Source organism: Larkinella harenae, assembly GCF_054780515.1.
The window spans coordinates 728,855-747,723 of the sequence record NZ_BAAGWE010000002.1 but is presented as its reverse complement, the minus strand read 5'-3'; the positions used below and the strand labels follow the sequence as shown (position 1 = coordinate 747,723).

Below are 18,869 nucleotides of genomic sequence, written 5' to 3'. Positions count from 1 at the left end.
TCCAACATTGATGCCACATCCGGCAAGGTGTTGGCACATTTGTAAGAACCCAAAACGTAGCAGAAAATGCGGCTACGTTCAACCCCACACGTATAGAGAATGTCCTGGTCTGCAAAAACAAAAGATGAACTGGTTGCCGAAATTCGGCGGCTGAGCAAGGAAGTCGGTATCCGTAACTCACTGGATGGAAATACACAACCACCCCATGCGTCGGCTTTTGATGTCAGCAAAACGGTTGATCAACTGAATCTCATCGGATTGACGCTTGAAGAAGATGGGACGGTTACTTTTTGTAACCAGTATACCCTGCGGATTACGGCCTGGCAACCCACTGATGTGATTGGGAAAAACTTCTTTGAAGTTTTTATTCCTGCTTCAGAGCGGGTACAAATGCAGCGGGATTTTAACGAGGCAATTGCGCGGGGCGGTGTGATTGAACAAAAAGAGGTCAATCTGCTGGCTAAAAGTGGCGCGGTGCGGAATGTTCATTTGAACTCGTTTATTATCAATACTGTTGCCGATAACTCAGCCGTTGCTTCGTATACCATCATTGGCGAAGATATTACAAATAAAAAGCGGGTTGCATCAGCGTTATCGTATTCCAACTCCCAATTGCAGGATTTGGTGGACAACACCAGTGACCTGATTCAACTGGTGACGCTCGATGGCAAATTCATTTTTGTGAACCGGGCCTGGCGCGAAGTCCTGGAGTACAGTTCCGACGAAATTGCGTCCCTGACGTTGAAGGATGTGCTGCACCCCGATTACGCAGATAGTACGCTTATGCGGTTGCAGCGCGTCCGGGATGGCGAAAAATTTCCGTATTTCGAGACGGTTTTTCAAAGTAAAAGAGGCAAAACTGTTTTTGTGTCGGGAAGTGTCAACTGCCGGTACGATCAGGGAAAACCAACGGTTTACCGGTGTATTCTGCACAACATCACCAGCCGCATTCGGGCGGAAAAAGCGCAGAAGCTCTATTACAGCATTGCCAACTGGACACTGAATGCTACGGATCTGGACGAGTTATACCAGAACATCCACGAGGAACTGAGCAATATCATCGATGCCCGCAACTTCTTCATTGCGCTATACGACCAGAGTAAGAGCTTCATGTATTTTCCGTATTACATCGATGAGTATTTCACGGGAATGCGGTTTACGAAGCGGAAACTGGGCAACGGATTGACCGAATACGCGATTCGGGCCAATCGGCCGCTGTTTCTCTATGAGCAGGATATTCAGCAACTGGCGGATACGCAAAACCTTTATCTCTACGGCAAAATTCCCAAAGCGATGCTGTGTGTGCCGCTCCGGATCGGGGATCGGATTACGGGCATTATTGGCGTGAAAGCGTACGATAAAGCGGATGCCTACAATATTCGTGACCTGGAATTGCTGGAATTTATTTCGGGACAGGTGGCGCTGGCCATCGCCCGAAAACAGGACGAAGGGGCCATTAATAAACAAACTGCCCGCCTGAACGCCATTTTCGACAGCAGCTCTCACCTGATCTGGTCGGTCAATAAGAGCTTCCAGTTGACCTCGTTCAACCGAAATTACACCCGGCTGATCGAAAATCAGTTGGGAGAAGTACCGCAACTCAACATCACCACCGAAAAGTTAGGCTGGCGGATCATCGGGGCCGAAAACCGTAAGTTGCTGGAAGAAAAATACCGGCTGGCCTTTCGGGGGCTGCCGCAAACCGTAGAACTGCATTTCCAAACCAAAAAAGGCGAAGCTTGGCTGGAGGTGCATCTGAACCCCATTCTGCTTTCGGGGGGCATTATCGAAGAGGTATCCGGGATTGCCCGCGATATCACGGTTCGGAAGCGCACAGAACTGGAGCTGCGCGGAAGTGAAGAAAAATTCCGGGGTATTTTCGTCAATCTACAGGATATTTATTGCCGGGTCGATCGTGAGGGTCGGGTCACCATGATCAGCCCATCGGTGCTGAAACGGACGGGGTACACGCCTGAAGAGGTGATTGGCCAGCCGATCACCAATTTTGTGGACAAGCAGGATATTCACCGGGCATTGATGCGTCTGATCCGCAACAAGAGTTTGCGTAATTTTGAGGCTACCCTTCACCGCAAAGACGGAACCGTGCGTCAGATTATGCTCAACATGTTGACGTTGAACGATAAAAACGGACGGGTTGATGAGGTGGCAGCGCTGGCGCGCGACATTACGGAGCTGAAGCGAAATGCGCAGGAGCTGATGAAGGCTAAAGATGAAGCCGAGCGGTCGCTGAAGGTGAAAGAACGGTTTCTGGCCAACATGAGCCACGAAATCCGTACACCCATGAATGGCGTGATTGGTATGATTGACCTGCTGAATGACACCCCGCTGAATCAGGATCAAAAGGATTACGTCCAGACCATCAAAAAATCGTCGGAAACGCTGCTCAATATCCTGAACGACATTCTTGACCTGTCAAAAATTGAAGCGGGGAAAATGGTGCTGCACGAAGCTCCCATTCGGTTCCAGGAAGTATTTGAAAAGCTGGTGTCGCTTTTTGGGCAGCAGGCCAACGTAAAAGGAAACAGGCTGACGTATCACCTGGCTGATGATTTGCCGAAGTACGTCATTGCCGACCAGACGCGGTTGCTACAGATCCTGTCCAACCTGACCTCCAACGCAATTAAGTTTACGGAAAACGGGGCGGTAACCGTGAAAGCATCGCTGGTTACTAAAAAAGGTAAATTCAATCGCATCAAAGTCGAAGTAAAAGATTCGGGAATCGGTATTGCCAAAGATGATTTGGGCCTGTTGTTTAACTCGTTCAGCCAGGTGGAAATGTCGTCGCGCAAATCATTCGGCGGTACGGGCCTTGGCCTGGCTATTTCGAAGGAGCTGGCGGCTTTAATGAAAGGATCAATCGGAGTTGAATCGGTTGCCGGCGAGGGAAGCACCTTCTGGTTTACCATTGAATTGAAAGAAACGCTGATCAGCCCAACGGCGCAGAAAGCCGATCAGGTCGAGGTGTCACTGCAGGACGTGTTCAAGGATTACCAGCCGTATTTGCTGCTGGTGGACGACAATGCCGTAAACCGGAAAGTTGCTACCGAAATTCTGCGCAAATCGGGTTGCCGGGTCGATACAGCATCGAGTGGTCAGGAAGCCCTCGATAAAGTAACGGGCGCTATGGCCGACAAGGCTAAACCGTATGAACTGATCTTCATGGATATTCAGATGCCCGACATGGACGGCGTTGAAACGACTCGGCGGCTGCGAGACCTGTTTGGAACAAAGCTGCCACCGGTCATTGCCATGACGGCCTATTCGATGCGTGAAGACCGGGATCGGTTTCTGAGTCAGGGACTTGATGATTACATTGCCAAACCCATCCGGGCGCAAAGCCTTATTGCCAAAGTAAAAGAAACGGTCGATGCCCGAACGGCGTTTCGGGAAGCGGCCGAAATGCGTTCCCGGCAATTGGAGACCTTACGGGAGCTGGAAGCGCCCATGATTGACGCGGAGATCATTGGTCAACTGGAACAGGTCGGTGGTTGGGATTTGGTAACGTCGATTTACGAGGATTTTGAAATCGAAGCCACTACCCTCGTTCAGGAGTCGATGGATGCTTTTGCCGTAGGCGATATTCCAACCGTTAAAAGTCATTTGCACACACTCAAGGGAAGTGCCGGAACCATTGGCGTGGCCCGGATTGCGCAAATTTCTCGCGAAGCTGAAGCCAAGCTAAAGGTGAGCGACACCAGTTCGCTGGCGGATGACTTGCATATTCTGGATAAGGAATTTAAACTGTTTATTGCTGATTATAAAGTAACTCTGGAAAAGATAGGGGCTGAGAAAGCTCGGTAGATTTTGTTTATGTCAACTCGTCAACTTATTTCGAGCGGTTCTCCCTGGGAACCGCAGGTAGGCTACAGTCGTGCCGTGCGCGTTGGAAATCTAATTGAAATTGCCGGAACAACGGCCATGAACGGGGACCAAGTGGTTGCAAAAGGAAACATTTATGAGCAAACCCGGTTCATTCTACAAAAAATTGCCACCATTCTCGAGCAGGCTGGTGGATCGATGAATGATGTGGTGCGTACAAGGATGTACGTTACCGATATCGCGCAGTGGGAAGCCGTAGGGCGGGCACACGGAGAGTTCTTTAAAGACATCCGACCGGCAGCATCCATGGTGGAAGTTCGCGCTCTGATTGATCCTGATTTACTGGTTGAAATCGAAGTTACAGCGGTCGTAGGCCCATTTATGTAACTTTATTCCAAATAAGGAACAATTTTAGCGAAGAAGTATCACTTACTACTTAATGATGTATTTTTGTTCGAAACAATCTCAATAACCTACTAATCAGTGCGTTACGCACTAAATGGTAAGTATCCGTAACGAATGACTCCGGAATTAGAAAACTCAAACGAACAAGTAATTGCGACCGAACTGGTTATTAAAAAAGCAGTAGAAGTAATCTGTGGAAAATGGCGATTGGTCATCATCCATTTATTACGTGAAAGGACACTGCGCTATGGCGAAATCAAGCGATTGGTGCCGGGCATCAGCGAAAAAGTTCTGGTTCACGAATTAAAACAACTCGTTGAATTGGGCATGGTGGACAAGCAGTCTTACGGCGAAGTTCCTCCCCGGGTAGAGTACCGACTCAATGAAAAAGGGCGTACGGTTTTGCCGGTTATTGACCTCCTCAGAGAAGTCGGCCAAGCATTTATGTGATCATTTCCAGCCAGGTTGCATGACCAGGAGCCAGCATGACGGCCTGGCTGGATGCCCACAGATCAGTGATGAAATAAAGTATAGCCAACCGCCAGCGTGGCATAACCAATGAAACCGGTGATGCCACGGTCATTAAAGACTCCTCCAACGGGCAAACCGTAGCGGAGATCAACTTCAACCCGTTTCAACAGCGTAATGCCTGCTCCAACTTCAACGCCGAAGTTGAAATTTCTGACGCGGAGCAAACCTGCCTGTTCCGGCTCGGTTAGGTCAACCTGATCCGTGATGTTATTAACCGTGTAAGCCGGAAAGCCGATCATGGGATTGGCTTCCACTCGTCCGGAAGCCGTGCGTACCGCTTCCGCTTTGTGCGTAAAGAAAAGGGTTGGCCCGCCGTAAACCCGCCATTTATTCGCCCGGTCCCGTTTTCCGATGAAAAGGGGAACGTAAATAGAATTCAGGCTGGGTTCGGCCGTCGTGTTCAATTGAGCGTATAACATTCCCGGAGGAAACAGTGCGGGGAGGTTGACGCCAAATTCGGATGCGGCCAGAATATCGATGCGCTCGATGAAAGCTTTCTGTTTCAGGACAAGTGACGAGTAACTGAGCTCTGCCTGTAAAAAGAAACGTTCAAAGTTTTTCCGAACCCATATTCCGCCCAGATAACCGGTTCCAATGCCGTTATTAGCGTTCCGAATCCGGGGCATTTCCAATCGGGGAGCGAGCGTTTGAGCCGGAATGACTGTATACCCGTGTGAAAAAGTGCCTCCTCCTCTGATTCCAATTTCGATTGGACTTTGTCCCTGCACGTTTAGGGCAAGTAGAAACGCAGCCCATAGAACCCAGCAAATTTTCATTGTAATGAATGATTTATTGATTTTGGTTTGGTAACCGATTGGGCGCAAGAACGGAAAACTCCAGCAAGGCATAAAATAATAGCGGATTAAATATTTTAGCGGCCACGGATTACTAAATGTCCCTTTCTACGTCTAAAGAAAAGACTGAAAGTAAGCTGGGCTTATCCTTGTAAACACTTCCGGGGGCTTTTCAGTTGTTGTATTCAACCCTAATAATTATACTCAAAACACAAATTCACATGGGACTGCTTAGTTTTTTTAAAGGCGTAGGTGAGAAAGTTTTCGGTAAGGAACACGAAGCACCGGCTGCCGAACCTGCCAAAGCGGCTGAAGTTGAGCCGTTAAAAGCCAGTGCGTTACTCAACCACGTTAAGCAACTCGGACTTTCTTACAAGAAGTTAACGGTCAAAACAGCCGGTGATACCGTTGTGCTGGAAGGTGTGGTTGCCAAGCAGGAAGATGCCGAAAAACTGGCACTGGCGGTTGGTAATGTGGAGGGCGTTCACCAAGTCGATAACCGACTGGTTGTTGAAACTCCTGAGCCAGAAGGTCAGTTTCACACGGTTGAATCGGGCGATACGCTGTCGGCTATCTCCAAAAAGTTTTACGGTGACCCGATGAAATACGGTATTATTTTCGAAGCCAACAAACCGATGCTAAAGAGCCCCGACTTGATCTATCCCGGCCAGGTTTTGCGGATTCCTAAATTATAGCAACAGAATGACGGAAGAAGCGCCACCAGCCGGTGGTGCTTTTTTTATTCCCCCTTAAAATGCGGGTTTTCGGTAATGCCCAGGATGTTACCGAAGGGGTCTTTTACACTAGCCACCTTCACATCTTCACCTACTTCTTCAATACCGGAGTGCACGCTGGCACCGTGACTCATCAGATGCTCCCAGGCTTTTTCAATGTTAGCGACGCCCCAGTACGTAATGGTGCTGCCATCCATCGGTTTAACCGCCGGATCCAGCCCTAATTCGTAACCACCCACGGAAAATCCGACATAAAAGGGCTCGTCAACGTACGGTTTTACACCCAATATTTTTGAGTACCAGGTTTTTGCATAAAGTAAATCAGGTGCCGCGTAGATAACAGTTCGTAGGCCCAGAAAAGCGGATGCCATAGAAAAAGCATTTTTACCAAACCAACGGAAGCTGGAAGGAAATGAAATGGTAAAATAAGAAAAAACATTGTACCCCACGTACAGATTTTCTTTTCCGGTTTATATCTCCTCTGAAATCAGTCCTTTGCGGTATCAAACTTAGGTTGCTCGGCCTTTGTGGCCCGACTCGGCAAGGTATTTGTAGCGTTCTGGTAAATCATCGTTTAGCTCGATGATTTACTTTCCATGCATTGATTTTTTGTCGAATCTTGCCAACTTTACACCAGTGTTTTCAGGTGAAAGGTTGTTTTACAAAACAAACGTAAGTTGATTACAAAATAGACCTGACCGTTTTGTATGTCTAAGAAAAACCCATCCTCATCGGGCCAAAAACCACTTATCCGGCCTGCCGCAAACAGAGGAACCAAACCGGCACCGCGCCCTGCCGCAGCAACCAGCCGTCCGTCTACGCCAACTGAGAATCCGATTTTTTCCCAGACGCCCGCCGAACCGCTGGAAATCCGGCCCGTTCAGTGGCTTTGGGCCTTGCTAGCCGCTGTGGTTGGCTTCGCGCTCTATGCAAATACATTCAATCATGGACTGGCACTCGACGATATTGCCGCCATTACCCAGAACCTGTTTGTGCAGAAAGGCATTGAAGGCATTCCTGATCTGCTGAAAACAGAATTCTGGCATTTTAGCAATATTTCGCTCGGCTATTACCGCCCGCTGGCGCTTATCACTTTTGCGCTGGAAAAAGAATATTTCAATGGCGATCCGCACATCAGTCACATTATCAACGGAATTATTTACGGCTTTACCGGTTTTTTTCTGGTTGTACTGTTGCAGAAATGGATGCCCGGACGCACGGTTTTGACGACGTTGATCGCCCTGCTGTTCATGGCTCATCCGTTGCATACGGAGGTAGTGGCCAACATCAAAAGCCGGGACGAAATGCTGAGCTTTCTGTTCATTACGCTGGTGATGCTGACCTACTGGAAGTACCTGGAAACCCAGGAAAAGGGCTGGATCGTCTTTTCGGCCTTCTGGATGTATTTGACCTACCTCTCCAAGGAATCGTCGCTGGTGGGGCTGGGGCTGATCGTGATCATGCAGTACACCTTCGCCAAACGGAACTTCTGGCAATCACTCCTCAGTATTTGGCCGTATCTACTGGTCACAGCTTTGTTTTTCTGGCAGAAGAAAGCCATGATTGGTACCCTGAGTGGGAATCCGCCGGTTGATTGGGCGAACTACCCGTATGCGCTGGAGAATACTAAATTTCTGACGACCTTCAAATTCTTTGCCCAGTATTTGCGGCTGTTGGTTTTTCCGCTGCACCTGTCGTACGATTATTCCTATAACGTCATTCCGTCGGGTAAACTAAGCGATTGGGAAACGTTGCTGGGGCTGTTTTCTTTTGGCGGCTTGGGCTGGCTGGCCTGGAAAGGTTTCTGGAAACGCTCGCTTTGGGGCTTTGGACTGTCGTGGATGTTTATTACGATGACGCCGGGCCTGGGTTTTGTGCTATTCCGGGGCGGTATCCTGGCCGAACGGTTTTTGTACGCACCCATTCTGGGCTTTGTCATAGCCGTTATTGCCGGTCTTGATCTGGTTATTTCTAAACGGTTGAATTTATCCGATGATTTGCCGGTGTTGAGACGGTATGGCATTTTGATCGGTTTTTGCCTGGTTGTTGGGAGCTTATTCAGTTTTCGAACGATAAATCGAAATGAAGACTGGAAGGACAATTTTACACTGTTCAATAGTGGGCTGGATTATGCCTCCAACAGCTGTCAGGTAAACCGGCACGTTGCCAACGAGTGGATCAACAAATGTGCAGAAGAAAAAGACCCCAAGCTCAAGCGGGTGTATTTTAACAAAGCAATCGGCCATTTGCAGAAGTCGACAGAAATCTATCCGGGCTTTGGAGAAGCTTTTTTCTCCATTGCGTATTCTTACCAAAAGCTAATTCCGAACCGGGATTCGGCGGTTTATTATTACAAACAGGCTATTCGGGCTTCCTCAAATTATGCTCCGGCTTACAATAACCTGGGCGTTATTTATCAGAATGAGCAGCGGTATCACCTGGCCTCCTACTTTTATAACATGTCGATGATGGTGAATCCGGCGTATCAGGATGGTCGGAACAACTGGCAGGGCTTGAAGAACCAATTGGGGTTGGATGTGAAGATTTTGCCCGATAGTCTGAAGCACGAAGCGGTTTTACCGGGGGCACCCACGCCATCGGCTGTTCCAACACTACCGCGTTTTCCGGTACGGTAAAGACGGTTTTCCGGTTGATGACGCACTGCCGTCAAAGAAGGCCAGTGAATTTTAGACCAGGAACGAGCCGCCGTTGCGGTTTCAAATCCTGAGCAGGATAAACAGAAAACCCGTACTGGCTGTGTCCAGTACGGGTTTTCTGTTATCGAAACAGGTTTACTTTGCGTAAGCCACCGAGCGCATTTCCCGGATAACCGTTATTTTGATCTGGCCGGGATACTGCATTTCTTTCTCAATTTTCTGCGAAATATCGAACGAAAGCGTATTCGCTTTTTCGTCGGTTACGTTCTCCGCGTCTACCATCACGCGCAGTTCGCGACCGGCCTGAATGGCATAGCATTTGATAACCCCCTGGAAATTCATCGCCAGTTCTTCGAGTTCTTTCAGTCGCTTGATGTACGACTCCATCATTTCCCGACGTGCGCCCGGACGTGAGCCCGAAACGGCATCACAAACCTGAACGATGGGGGAAATCAGACTGGTCATCTCAATTTCATCATGGTGAGCGCCAATTGCGTTGCAAACTTCCGGGTGTTCTTTGTACTTCTTGGCCAGTTCCATCCCCAAGACTGCGTGAGGTAATTCGGCTTCTTCCGGCCAGACTTTACCAATATCGTGCAGTAAACCGGCGCGTTTGGCCAATTTAGCATTTAGACCCAGTTCAGCAGCCATCGTAGCACAAAGCTTGGCTACTTCGCGGGAGTGTTGCAGCAGATTCTGGCCGTAGCTGGAGCGGAACCGCATCCGGCCAATCATCTTAATCAGTTCGGGGTGTAAACCGTGAATGCCGAGGTCAATGACGGTTCGCTCACCAATTTCCACAATTTCATCTTCGATATTCTTGCGGGTTTTGGCCACAATTTCCTCAATCCGGGCGGGGTGAATCCGGCCGTCCTGCACGAGACGGTGCAATGACAACCGGGCGATTTCGCGCCGAACGGGATCAAATCCCGAAATAATGATCGCTTCCGGTGTGTCATCAACAATAATTTCGACGCCGGTTGCTGCTTCCAGCGCCCGGATGTTCCGGCCCTCGCGGCCAATTACCTTGCCTTTGATGTCGTCGCTTTCAATGTTGAAAACGGATACGCAGTTTTCGATAGCGTGTTCCGTCGCCGTCCGCTGGATGGTTTCGATCACCACCTTTTTGGCTTCCTTGGTGGCGGTTAATTTGGCTTCTTCTACCACGCTTTTGACGTAGGACGAAGCCCGTGAATCGGCTTCGGCTTTCAAAGCGTCGATCAACTGTTCGCGGGCCTGATCGGCGGTAAGGTTTGCAATTTTCTCGAGCGCTTCCACCTGCTGCTGCCGCATCCGCTCGGCTTCTTCCCGTCGTTTTCCGAGGGATTCCTGCTGGTGAGCCAGTTGCTGACGTTGTTGATCCAGTTCGGCTTCCTTCCGCTTACTTTGCTCGGCTTGCTGGTGCAGTTGTTGCTCGCGTTGTTTAAGCTTGTTTTCGTTGGTAATCAGAATGTTTTTCTTCCGATTAGTGTCTTCTTCAAACTCCGCTTTCAGTTTCAGGTACTTTTCGCGAGCCTCCAGGATACGGTCTTTCTTGATATTGTCAGCCGTCAGTTCGGCGTTTTTGATAATCTCTGCCGCTCTTGTTTCGGCATCTTTCTCACGCTGGGCAAACAGGCGGCCCAATAGCTTCCTGCCGATGTAGATACCCACTGCTATCGAAAAGACATCCGACAGGAGCATCACCCAGAAATCAATTTTATTCATGTCCGTAGACGTTTGTGTGAAAAATATAATTCGCACAGACAACTACAGTGCCAGGAAATGAAGCAAGCTGACTTTTCGTAGTCAGCAGTGGATGGGTACGGAAAGAAAGGTTCGTTTCGTTTGTTTTTCTACTTAATCATCAAGTAGTTAACGTCGAGTCAATTAACTCGTCTAAACGGTTTATTCTCTGTGTTATCTTATCCTGCAGTGCCAGTTTTTCATTCTTTGCGTTCAGCCATCCTACGGTATTCATGACGGCAATCATCGCCAGAATATCTACGTCATCGCGTTTTTTTTTCTTATTCTTCTCTTCTAAAAAACGTTCATTGACAAGACGCCCGGCTTCCCGGATATTTTCTTCTTCTTCAGGAAGAACGCTAATCGGGTAATTCCGGCCTGCAATTCGGATATTTATTGACAATAACTCTTCCATCCGTACAGCTTGTCGAACCAGTTTCAAAAACGCCTTAAACGTCTCTGACAGGCTGGTAAGTGTATCTATGACAAGGCACTCAAATAGGCAATACAGCGATCCAGTTCTTCGATGTAAGCCGTCAATTGTTGCTTCAATTCGGCAGTAGTTCCTGCGTCATTGTGTTTGTTATTTACAATCTTAGGAATATTTGTTGGTTTTGAAAACTCTTTCGGCGAATTATTCACCAATTTTTCCAATTGTTTCAGTTGATTCTGCTGTTTTGTTACCGTATTAGCCAAATCAACATTTTCTTTTTCCAGCACTTTTCGAGCCTGTTCCAGCTCCCGGATGCGTTCCCGGCTCTGGTTGAGCTTCTCGATCAAACGGAACGCCTTTTCCTCAAAGGCGTCCATTCGCGAAAAAACGGGTGACGTAATGCTCATGACTGGATTGAAAAAACTCGTTGAAAGCTCCGCCGGATTACTACCAACAACCAACGAAACGCTATTTTCTGATTTCGGCTCCCAACTCCCGTTCAAACGCGGCCATGAGCCGGTTCATCGTTTTATCGATGACGGTATCGTTGAGCGTCTGACCGGCGTCCTGCAAAATGAAACTGACCGAATACGATTTTTTCCCTTTACCCAGATTTTCACCCTCGTAAACATCGAAAACGTTCAGATCACGCAACAGCTTCCGTTCGGTTTGGTAAGCTAGCCGACTAATTTGCGCATACGTGACCTGGGTGTCCAGCACGAGCGATAAATCGCGCCGAACTTCCGGAAACCGTGCTACTTCTTCAAACACCACCTTGCCGCTGTACAGCTTCAAGAGAAAATGCCAGTCGAAGTCCGCGTAGAAGACCGGTGTCTGCTTCAAATCAACCAGTTTGGTCAGACCGGCTTTCACCAGCCCCAGGCTGACGAGCGGCTTTTTATTCACCGACAAAGTCAAGCCATACTGGAAGATAGCCGGGTCAGCGGGCTGGCTGTCAGTTGCTTTAATCCGGAACGAAGTTAACACTTTTTGAACAATCCCCGCAAGGTCATGGTAGCTTAAAGTGGTATTGCCCGACCGCTGGTTGCCGTTGAGCCAGCTCTCCGACTGGGTCCGTCCTGTCATCCAGATTCCCAGGCGCGGTCGTTCGTAAAACCGTTCACCATCCCGGCTGTACCCTTTCCCGAATTCAAAAATTTTCAGGTCTTTCTGCCGCCGGTTCAGGTTATACACCAGCGTTTCCAGACCCGAAAACAACAACGTTTGCCGCATGACGGACAAGTCTTCACTCAGTGGATTCAGCAGTTGCACATCCGCCTGGGGCAAGATGGCCCGGATAGCCTCATGGTAGGCCGGACGGGTCAGCGAGTTGGTCATGGTTTCGTAAAAACCGCTGGCAGCCAGCAACTGACTGATGCGCTCCTGCAACTGATCCGGATCGGTTTCGAGAAACTCGGAAAGAAAATCGGCCGACAAATGCTCCGAAAGTGGCACGTTGTCCAGGCCATAAATGCGCAGAATTTCTTCAATTACGTCGGCTTCGCGCTCCACATCGACCCGGTACGGGGGCACAATGGCCGTAAAACCGTCTTCGCTGGGGTTCGTTACCTGAATATCCAGGCTTTCCAGAATTCGGTTGATTTCGGCCCGGTCGATGGTAATCCCAATCAACCGATCTACGTTGCGGTAACGAATGGCAATGTTTCGATCGGCCACCGGAGTCGGGTAAAGGTCCGTAATGTTGGAACTGATCAGACCGCCCGCTACTTCCTGAATGAGCAGAGCTGCCCGTTTGAGGGCAAATACGGGTAGGTTAGGATCGGTGCCCCGCTCAAAGCGGAACGAAGCGTCGGTTTTCAGACCGTGGTGTTGTGAGGTGCGTCGAATCCAGCTTGGATTGAAATACGCCGACTCCAGAAAAATGCGGGTGGTCTGTGCTGTTACGCCCGATTTTTGCCCACCAAATACCCCGGCAATGCACATCGGTTCGCTGGCGTTGCAGATCATCAGGTCGTTGGCCGACAGTTTACGCTCAACACCGTCGAGGGTTACAAAGGGCGTTCCTTCTGCAACGGTTTTCACAATCACCTGAGCTGGGCCGTTGCCAGCGCCGATAATGTGGTCGGCGTCGAAGGCATGGAGTGGCTGTCCTAACTCGTGGCAGACGTAATTGGTTACGTCAACGATGTTGTTGATTGGAGTCAGGCCAATGGCCCGCAGCCGTTGCTTCAGCCAGTCGGGCGATTCGCCAACGCGCAAACCGTCCATGGTCAAACCGGTGTAGCGGGGCGCGCCTTCGGGGCTTTCCACCCGCACTTCAATGGATAGATTCTGGTTATCAGTTTTAAAACCGTCGACTGAGGGCCATTCTACGGGCCGTTGCAACACGGCTTTCAGGTCGCGGGCCACGCCGAGGTGCGAAGCCGCATCGGCCCGGTTGGGTGTCAGACCGATCTCAATCTGGTAATCAGCTTCCAGACCAAAATAGCGGACGGCGGGGGTGCCGTTGGGCAAGTCAGTATCCAGCACCAGAATGCCCGCGTGGGAGGTGCCCAGACCGATTTCGTCTTCGGCGCAGATCATTCCTTCGGAAGCCGCGCCCCGGATTTTAGCTTTTTTGATCGTAAACGGCTCGCCACTGACGGGGTACAGCGTCGCTCCAACCAGCGCGACGATTACTTTCTGACCAGCCCGCACATTAGGCGCTCCGCAAACAATATTCAACGGAGCGGCCTGCCCTGCATCGACCGTGGTTAAACTCAGTTTATCGGCTTCGGGATGCTTTTCGCAGGTCAGTACTTCACCGATGACCACACCTTCCAAACCACCCGGAATTGACTCTATTTTCTCGATACTTTCAACTTCTAAGCCCGTTGATGTCAGGATTTTACCAACATGTTCCGGGGTTTCACTCAGGCTAATCAGCTGATTGAGCCATTTATAGGAAATCTTCATACAGCAATTGGAAATGAATTGCAAAGATAGCAAGTCCTGAACCTTGATGAACCGGATGTGAATGATTTTAATGCTGAATGACAAATTAGGAGGAAGGCTAGGTCATCGCATACTGAGTCATTCATCGTTCATCATTTCTGCTCAACGTACTTCTCACCCGCCCGAACCTCAATGGGAAGGGTGTTCTCGGCAGGAGGGAGGGGGCAGGCGTATTCGTAATTATAGGCACAGTAGGGGTTATAAGCTTCGTTGAAATCCATCAGCAGCCGGTTTTCCTTGGCATCATCGGGGCTGAAATCCAGGTAGCGGCCACCGCCGTACGTTTCTTTGCCGCTCGTTTTGTCTTTGAACAGCACCGACAGTGTATTCTCGTGTTTTAGCACCAGTAGCCGGCAAACTTCGTCTTTCAACGTAAAAACCGCGTGGGCGTATTTCTCGTACACTTCCTCGCTGCCGTCCGTCAGGCGCACAACCAGCTTCTTTTTATCCGCGAACGGTTCCAGCCGGGCCATGACGCGGTAGTCGGGGTCGGGATTAAAGTAGATCAGGGATTTTATTTTGGATTTGTCCGTGAAAGGTGATTCACTACTGGTTCGGAAATGCTCGTCTTTGTCCTTGCGTTTTTGGGCAATTTCTGCGCGGTAGGTTTCCGGATTGGCGACCGATGGTGAATCGGTATTGCCCGAATCAAAAAAAGAATAATAAATAATGGCCAGTATAATCAGAAAAAGACCCACCAGCAAGAAACGGTTCCGAGGCATAACAGGATGGTTTTAGGCCGTGAAATTACGGATTCATTCAATGAGTTCGTAGCAAAAAAGCGTCCTCCTGCGTGGCGCACCCAGCAACAGAAGCGACTTTTTTCCATAAATGATTCGTAATTTGCCGAAGCATTTTAGTGGATCAGCCTTCTGAACCGATGATGAACTCCGCTGACGGAGTGCTACTTTTTCTGAAAATTGCCACCAAATGACTCTCCTATAAAGTCAGTTTATGGCCCAATTGTTCTCACTGAATACATTTGCGTCGGATTCGGGGTATCTCACAGTGATTGAAAAAGTCATGCCCGGGCGGATTCGACGGTTTTTTTACAACCAGGAAGCGGAGGATCGGTTGCGGCTGGGTCATCGGCATCACAAGGCTTGGCATGTCATCATCTGTCTGAAAGGAAACACCCGGATTTACACCCACAATGGCCGGAGCGAAACATGGTTTACCCTCGATACGCCCCAGCAATGCCTGATTTTGGAACCGCAGGACTGGCATTGTTTGGATGAGCTTTCGGCTGGAGCGCTCCTGCTGGTGCTTTCCAATGAACCCTACGACCCGGCCGATGTCATCTATTCCCCATATCCGGCCAATTGATGAGGACGTATAAACCGTTGGGTCTGGTCGCCAACGGTTTGGTAAAAGGAATTCTTGTTGGCCTAAACCTGTTCATGTAGTCAGTAGTGTAATCCCATTTTTAGAATCGTATGTTTACCGGAATTATTGAAGCAACCGGCGAAGTAACCGACCTCACCACCGAAGGCACCAACCTGACGTTCCGCCTTTCTTCCCGCATCGCTCCCGAATTGAAAGTGGACCAGAGCCTGAGTCATAATGGCGTATGCCTGACCGTAACCTCGGTGAATGGCGACACGTACACCGTAACGGCGGTAGCAGAAACATTGCAGAAAACGAACTTGGGCCAGTTGAAACCCGGCGATCGGGTCAACCTGGAACGCTGTATGCCCGCAAACGGCCGGTTTGATGGTCACATTGTGCAGGGGCACGTTGATCAGACAGGCGTAGTAACGGCTATCAGCGACCAGAACGGCAGCTGGCTGTTCGACTTTCAGTACCGAACTACCCCCGACGATCCGAGGGCCACTAATATTACCGTTGAGAAAGGCTCCATTTGTATCAATGGCGTTAGTTTAACCGTTTTCAATTCGGCACCGGATTCGTTTCGGGTAGCCATCATTCCTTATACCTACGAGCACACGACGTTTCGTGACCTGAAGGTGGGCGATCTGGTCAATCTGGAGTTCGATGTGGTGGGGAAATACATAAAAAAAATGCTGGGTTTGTATCAATAACCGCCCGGCAAACCGCTATTATTGTGGTTAAACGAAGCGTGAACACTTCCATTGCATGGCGAAAATCAGCACCCGTTCGGCATCCGACCTGATCATTCATACTGGGATCATTCTGGGATTGGTAGCCGTCCTGTTTTTAGGTTTTTTCTTTTTGTACCTGCCCTTTACGACCCACCACGGCAAGACCATTACCGTTCCGGATCTGACCCGGATGAATACGTCCGAGCTGGAGGATTTTCTGAACGACCACGAGCTGCGTTATGAGGTACAGGATTGTACGTACGTGGCCGGAGCTGAACCGCTGACGGTAGTTTCGCAGTATCCCAAACCCGGTTTTAAGGTGAAGGAAGGCCGAAAAGTTTATATCACGATTACGAGCGACAAACCGCCCATGATTCCGATGCCCAAACTGGTGGATCAGACGTACGTTAGTGCGCAATACGCCCTGTCGAGCAACGGCCTGTTGATGGGAAAACTGCGCTACGTGCCTGATTTGGCGCAGGGAACGGTTTTGCAGCAACTCTACGAAGGCAAGGAGATTTTGCCGGGGACCCGCATTGCGAAAGGATCGAAAATCGACATTGTGGTGGGCGACGGGCTGGGCAATACTATGTTTGCCGTTCCCGACGTTGTAGGTAAACCGCGCGACGAAGCCGAAATGTTAATTCGCGGGTCTAACTTACAGGTTGGCACGATTCTTCCTGTAGATGATCCTGAGAAAGAGATTGGCACGGTAGTTCGGCAAAACCCGGCTGCCAAACCCGGCGCAACCATCCGCGTGGGGGATGTGATCGACCTCTGGGTGGTTGGCCCGGTCGAAAATGATGATACGCAGTAACAATGAAACACTGTTTAGTAAACAACAGCAGATTGGTCGGAGAAAGACCGCAACCTGGGGTTGCGGGTGGGTGGTTCAAACCGCTTTGTTGTTTACTAATTAGCTTTTTTTCGTGGGTTTCGACGGTTTCGGCCCAGATTCGGATTGTGCCGATTGAGGCATCCCCGCAAACCGCGTCTTCACCGAGAGCCCCGCTGGCCGGGGCGCGGATTCAGGCGCTCAGTTTACCCTTCTTTGATGATTTTGCTACCGCAACGGAGCGCCCGAGTTCGGCGTTGTGGTTGCCCAGCAACGTTTACGTTAATAATACGCTGCCCATCAATCATCCTTCCCGGAATGTGGCCACGTTCGACGGGTTAAAAGCCGATGGAACGCCGTACGACTTTACCAATCCACTCGCCAAGGGGCCGACGGATACGCTGACAACGCAACCCATCAATCTGTCGGGGTCGACGGTTAATGACGGTATTTTTCTAAGCTTTTACTGGCAACGCAAAGGATTAGGCGAACTGCCGGATACCGAAGACTCGCTGCGACTCCAGTTTTTGAACAATGCAGGTTCTTGGGAGACGGTTTGGCAACAGACGGGCGACACGGCCAACAATAATTTTACGCAATCGTTCGTCGCTGTGAATCAGGCCCGGTTTTTCCATTCGGCCTTTCAGTTTCGCTTTCAGGCTTTTGGCCGGTTGTCGGGCGCGTTTGACAGCTGGCACCTCGACTACATTTACATGGACCGGGGGCGTTCGGCCACCAATCTGTACATCAGGGATATTGCAACCCGGCAGCCGGTTTCCTCTTTCCTGAAACGGTATACCGCCATGCCGCTGAAACAATACCTGCTGAATCCTGCTGCCGAAACCGCCGATACCATCCGGACCGATATTGTCAATCTGTTCAACAACTTCAACTTCACGGCCTACCGCGCCTTGATTCGTAACCAACTGACGGGCCAAGTATTACAACAATATCAGTCGCCGTCGGAAGGGATAGCCGCGCTCAGTTCGCAGCTCAAAACCATGAAACCACAGCCGTTGCCGGCCGGTTTTCCGGGCGAACGGGCCGTGCTGCAAACTCAGTTTGCGGTCCAAACCACCGATACCATTCCCGGCGTGAATCTGCGCCGAAACGACACTATCGCTACTTTGACGGTGCTGGACAATTACTTTGCCTATGATGACGGAACCGCCGAAGCGGCTATTCAGAATACGCAGCGGCAGGGGCGGGTGGCCATGCGCTTTCGCCTGAATAAGGAAGATGTGGTGTCGGCCCTTCAGGTTTGCTTTGCGCCGGTCAGAACCAGCCTGGCTGGTCAAACGGCTGTATTCAACATCTATGCTGATGATAATGGAAAACCCGGTCGGATGCTGTATCAGAAAACCGCTGTGGTCAGCTACGCCAGTTCACGCAACGGTTTTGTGAACGTTCCGCTGGATTACGGGGTGGCCGTTACGGATGTTTTTTACGTTGGCTGGACGCAGGTGAGTGAGGAGAATGTTACGGCCGTGGGTTTCGATAAAAACAGTCCCTTTGGCGATCAGGTTTTTGAAGGACGGGGCACGTCCTGGGATGCGTATGATCCGGGTGGGGTGCCGATGATCCGGCCAGTGATGGGTGGAGGAGCTGATGCTCCGATCACCGGCGTTGGCGAAGAACCGTCGCTGGATACGCAGCTGCTGGTTTTTCCAAATCCTAACCCTGGGGTGTTGATCTGGCAAAATTCGGCCATTCGGCAAATTGAAATTCTGGATGTGAACGGGCGGGCGCTTCTTCGTGTTAGACCAGAAAATGGGCAAAAGCAGCTGGATATTGCGCAGTTGGCCAATGGGTTCTACCTGGTCCGGTTATCGGATGACAAAAAGACCGTTGTCCAAAAACTGATTATTCGAAAGTAACCCTACTTTTGTCAGAGACC

Annotated in this window: 16 protein-coding genes; 9 read left to right on the top strand and 7 right to left on the bottom strand. The window is 50.0% G+C overall.

Translation table 11 applies throughout. The features are described from left to right. Nucleotides 1-99 precede the first annotated feature (99 nt). The 3 genes from ACYVH9_RS14470 to ACYVH9_RS14460 all read left to right on the top strand — a co-directional run bounded on the left by ACYVH9_RS14470 (nucleotide 100) and on the right by ACYVH9_RS14460 (nucleotide 4,695). Nucleotides 100-3,822, top strand: a complete 3,723-nt coding sequence (locus tag ACYVH9_RS14470) for a PAS domain S-box protein (protein WP_460637070.1) — start codon at nucleotides 100-102, stop codon at nucleotides 3,820-3,822. A 9-nt stretch (nucleotides 3,823-3,831) separates the two neighbouring features. Then, nucleotides 3,832-4,227 carry a RidA family protein gene (locus tag ACYVH9_RS14465; RefSeq protein WP_460637069.1) on the top strand — a complete coding sequence of 132 codons (396 nt, stop codon included), beginning with the start codon at nucleotides 3,832-3,834 and terminating at the stop codon, nucleotides 4,225-4,227. A 132-nt stretch (nucleotides 4,228-4,359) separates the two neighbouring features. Continuing rightward, a complete protein-coding gene (locus ACYVH9_RS14460; RefSeq protein ID WP_460637068.1) occupies nucleotides 4,360-4,695 on the top strand; it encodes a winged helix-turn-helix transcriptional regulator in 336 nt (111 codons plus the stop codon). Nucleotides 4,696-4,757: 62 nt separating this feature from the next. On the opposite strand, the gene ACYVH9_RS14455 is transcribed toward ACYVH9_RS14460, so the two are convergent. Then, the gene (locus ACYVH9_RS14455; RefSeq protein ID WP_460637067.1) at nucleotides 4,758-5,552 is read right to left on the bottom strand and encodes an outer membrane beta-barrel protein; all 795 of its coding nucleotides are present in this window, start codon (nucleotides 5,550-5,552) and stop codon (nucleotides 4,758-4,760) included. A gap of 239 nt (nucleotides 5,553-5,791) precedes the next feature. Between ACYVH9_RS14455 and lysM the strand changes: the two genes are divergently transcribed. Continuing rightward, the gene (gene lysM, locus ACYVH9_RS14450; RefSeq protein WP_460637066.1) at nucleotides 5,792-6,265 is read left to right on the top strand and encodes a peptidoglycan-binding protein LysM; all 474 of its coding nucleotides are present in this window, start codon (nucleotides 5,792-5,794) and stop codon (nucleotides 6,263-6,265) included. Nucleotides 6,266-6,309: 44 nt separating this feature from the next. On the opposite strand, the gene ACYVH9_RS14445 is transcribed toward lysM, so the two are convergent. Next, nucleotides 6,310-6,675: a VOC family protein gene (locus ACYVH9_RS14445; protein WP_460637065.1), complete on the bottom strand. Its 366-nt coding sequence runs from the start codon at nucleotides 6,673-6,675 to the stop codon at nucleotides 6,310-6,312. Between the two features lie 336 nt (nucleotides 6,676-7,011). Here ACYVH9_RS14445 and ACYVH9_RS14440 point away from each other — a divergent pair, with 336 nt between their 5' ends. Beyond that, a complete protein-coding gene (locus ACYVH9_RS14440) occupies nucleotides 7,012-8,940 on the top strand; it encodes a tetratricopeptide repeat protein (RefSeq protein ID WP_460637064.1) in 1,929 nt (642 codons plus the stop codon). Between the two features lie 156 nt (nucleotides 8,941-9,096). Here the strand turns inward: ACYVH9_RS14440 and rny are convergent, their stop codons facing one another. The 5 genes from rny to ACYVH9_RS14415 form a co-directional block, all read right to left on the bottom strand. After that, nucleotides 9,097-10,668, bottom strand: a complete 1,572-nt coding sequence (gene rny / locus ACYVH9_RS14435; RefSeq protein ID WP_460637063.1) for a ribonuclease Y — start codon at nucleotides 10,666-10,668, stop codon at nucleotides 9,097-9,099. A gap of 139 nt (nucleotides 10,669-10,807) precedes the next feature. After that, nucleotides 10,808-11,101 (bottom strand): cell division protein ZapA, encoded by a 294-nt coding sequence (locus ACYVH9_RS14430; RefSeq protein WP_460637062.1) that lies wholly within the window; start codon nucleotides 11,099-11,101, stop codon nucleotides 10,808-10,810. A 65-nt stretch (nucleotides 11,102-11,166) separates the two neighbouring features. Then, nucleotides 11,167-11,526: a hypothetical protein gene (locus ACYVH9_RS14425; protein ID WP_460637061.1), complete on the bottom strand. Its 360-nt coding sequence runs from the start codon at nucleotides 11,524-11,526 to the stop codon at nucleotides 11,167-11,169. 61 nt (nucleotides 11,527-11,587) lie between these two features. Continuing rightward, nucleotides 11,588-14,035, bottom strand: a complete 2,448-nt coding sequence (gene pheT / locus ACYVH9_RS14420) for a phenylalanine--tRNA ligase subunit beta (protein ID WP_460637060.1) — start codon at nucleotides 14,033-14,035, stop codon at nucleotides 11,588-11,590. Nucleotides 14,036-14,166: 131 nt separating this feature from the next. Then, nucleotides 14,167-14,796: a DUF1684 domain-containing protein gene (locus ACYVH9_RS14415; protein WP_460637059.1), complete on the bottom strand. Its 630-nt coding sequence runs from the start codon at nucleotides 14,794-14,796 to the stop codon at nucleotides 14,167-14,169. Between the two features lie 232 nt (nucleotides 14,797-15,028). On the opposite strand from ACYVH9_RS14415, the gene ACYVH9_RS14410 reads away from it, so the two are divergent. The 4 genes from ACYVH9_RS14410 to ACYVH9_RS14395 all read left to right on the top strand — a co-directional run bounded on the left by ACYVH9_RS14410 (nucleotide 15,029) and on the right by ACYVH9_RS14395 (nucleotide 18,849). Next, nucleotides 15,029-15,400, top strand: a complete 372-nt coding sequence (locus tag ACYVH9_RS14410; protein WP_460637058.1) for a sugar 3,4-ketoisomerase — start codon at nucleotides 15,029-15,031, stop codon at nucleotides 15,398-15,400. A gap of 110 nt (nucleotides 15,401-15,510) precedes the next feature. Next, complete coding sequence (locus tag ACYVH9_RS14405; protein ID WP_460637057.1) at nucleotides 15,511-16,116, top strand: riboflavin synthase; 606 nt, start codon at nucleotides 15,511-15,513, stop codon at nucleotides 16,114-16,116. A 55-nt stretch (nucleotides 16,117-16,171) separates the two neighbouring features. After that, entirely contained in the window at nucleotides 16,172-16,954 is a 783-nt protein-coding gene (locus tag ACYVH9_RS14400; RefSeq protein WP_460637056.1) for a PASTA domain-containing protein, read from the top strand. Between the two features lie 2 nt (nucleotides 16,955-16,956). Further along, nucleotides 16,957-18,849, top strand: a complete 1,893-nt coding sequence (locus ACYVH9_RS14395) for a T9SS type A sorting domain-containing protein (protein ID WP_460637055.1) — start codon at nucleotides 16,957-16,959, stop codon at nucleotides 18,847-18,849. Nucleotides 18,850-18,869: the final 20 nt, after the last annotated feature.

Excerpts from the sequence above, each read along its gene's own strand:
- ACYVH9_RS14470 (WP_460637070.1), top strand. The coding sequence starts at position 100 with ATGTCCTGGTCTGCAAAAACAAAAGATGAACTGGTTGCCGAAATTCGG.
- ACYVH9_RS14465 (WP_460637069.1), top strand. The coding sequence starts at position 3,832 with ATGTCAACTCGTCAACTTATTTCGAGCGGTTCTCCCTGGGAACCGCAG.
- ACYVH9_RS14460 (WP_460637068.1), top strand. The coding sequence starts at position 4,360 with ATGACTCCGGAATTAGAAAACTCAAACGAACAAGTAATTGCGACCGAA.
- ACYVH9_RS14455 (WP_460637067.1), bottom strand. The coding sequence starts at position 5,552 with ATGAAAATTTGCTGGGTTCTATGGGCTGCGTTTCTACTTGCCCTAAAC.
- lysM (WP_460637066.1), top strand. The coding sequence starts at position 5,792 with ATGGGACTGCTTAGTTTTTTTAAAGGCGTAGGTGAGAAAGTTTTCGGT.
- ACYVH9_RS14445 (WP_460637065.1), bottom strand. The coding sequence starts at position 6,675 with ATGGCATCCGCTTTTCTGGGCCTACGAACTGTTATCTACGCGGCACCT.
- ACYVH9_RS14440 (WP_460637064.1), top strand. The coding sequence starts at position 7,012 with ATGTCTAAGAAAAACCCATCCTCATCGGGCCAAAAACCACTTATCCGG.
- rny (WP_460637063.1), bottom strand. The coding sequence starts at position 10,668 with ATGAATAAAATTGATTTCTGGGTGATGCTCCTGTCGGATGTCTTTTCG.
- ACYVH9_RS14430 (WP_460637062.1), bottom strand. The coding sequence starts at position 11,101 with ATGGAAGAGTTATTGTCAATAAATATCCGAATTGCAGGCCGGAATTAC.
- ACYVH9_RS14425 (WP_460637061.1), bottom strand. The coding sequence starts at position 11,526 with ATGAGCATTACGTCACCCGTTTTTTCGCGAATGGACGCCTTTGAGGAA.
- pheT (WP_460637060.1), bottom strand. The coding sequence starts at position 14,035 with ATGAAGATTTCCTATAAATGGCTCAATCAGCTGATTAGCCTGAGTGAA.
- ACYVH9_RS14415 (WP_460637059.1), bottom strand. The coding sequence starts at position 14,796 with ATGCCTCGGAACCGTTTCTTGCTGGTGGGTCTTTTTCTGATTATACTG.
- ACYVH9_RS14410 (WP_460637058.1), top strand. The coding sequence starts at position 15,029 with ATGGCCCAATTGTTCTCACTGAATACATTTGCGTCGGATTCGGGGTAT.
- ACYVH9_RS14405 (WP_460637057.1), top strand. The coding sequence starts at position 15,511 with ATGTTTACCGGAATTATTGAAGCAACCGGCGAAGTAACCGACCTCACC.
- ACYVH9_RS14400 (WP_460637056.1), top strand. The coding sequence starts at position 16,172 with ATGGCGAAAATCAGCACCCGTTCGGCATCCGACCTGATCATTCATACT.
- ACYVH9_RS14395 (WP_460637055.1), top strand. The coding sequence starts at position 16,957 with ATGAAACACTGTTTAGTAAACAACAGCAGATTGGTCGGAGAAAGACCG.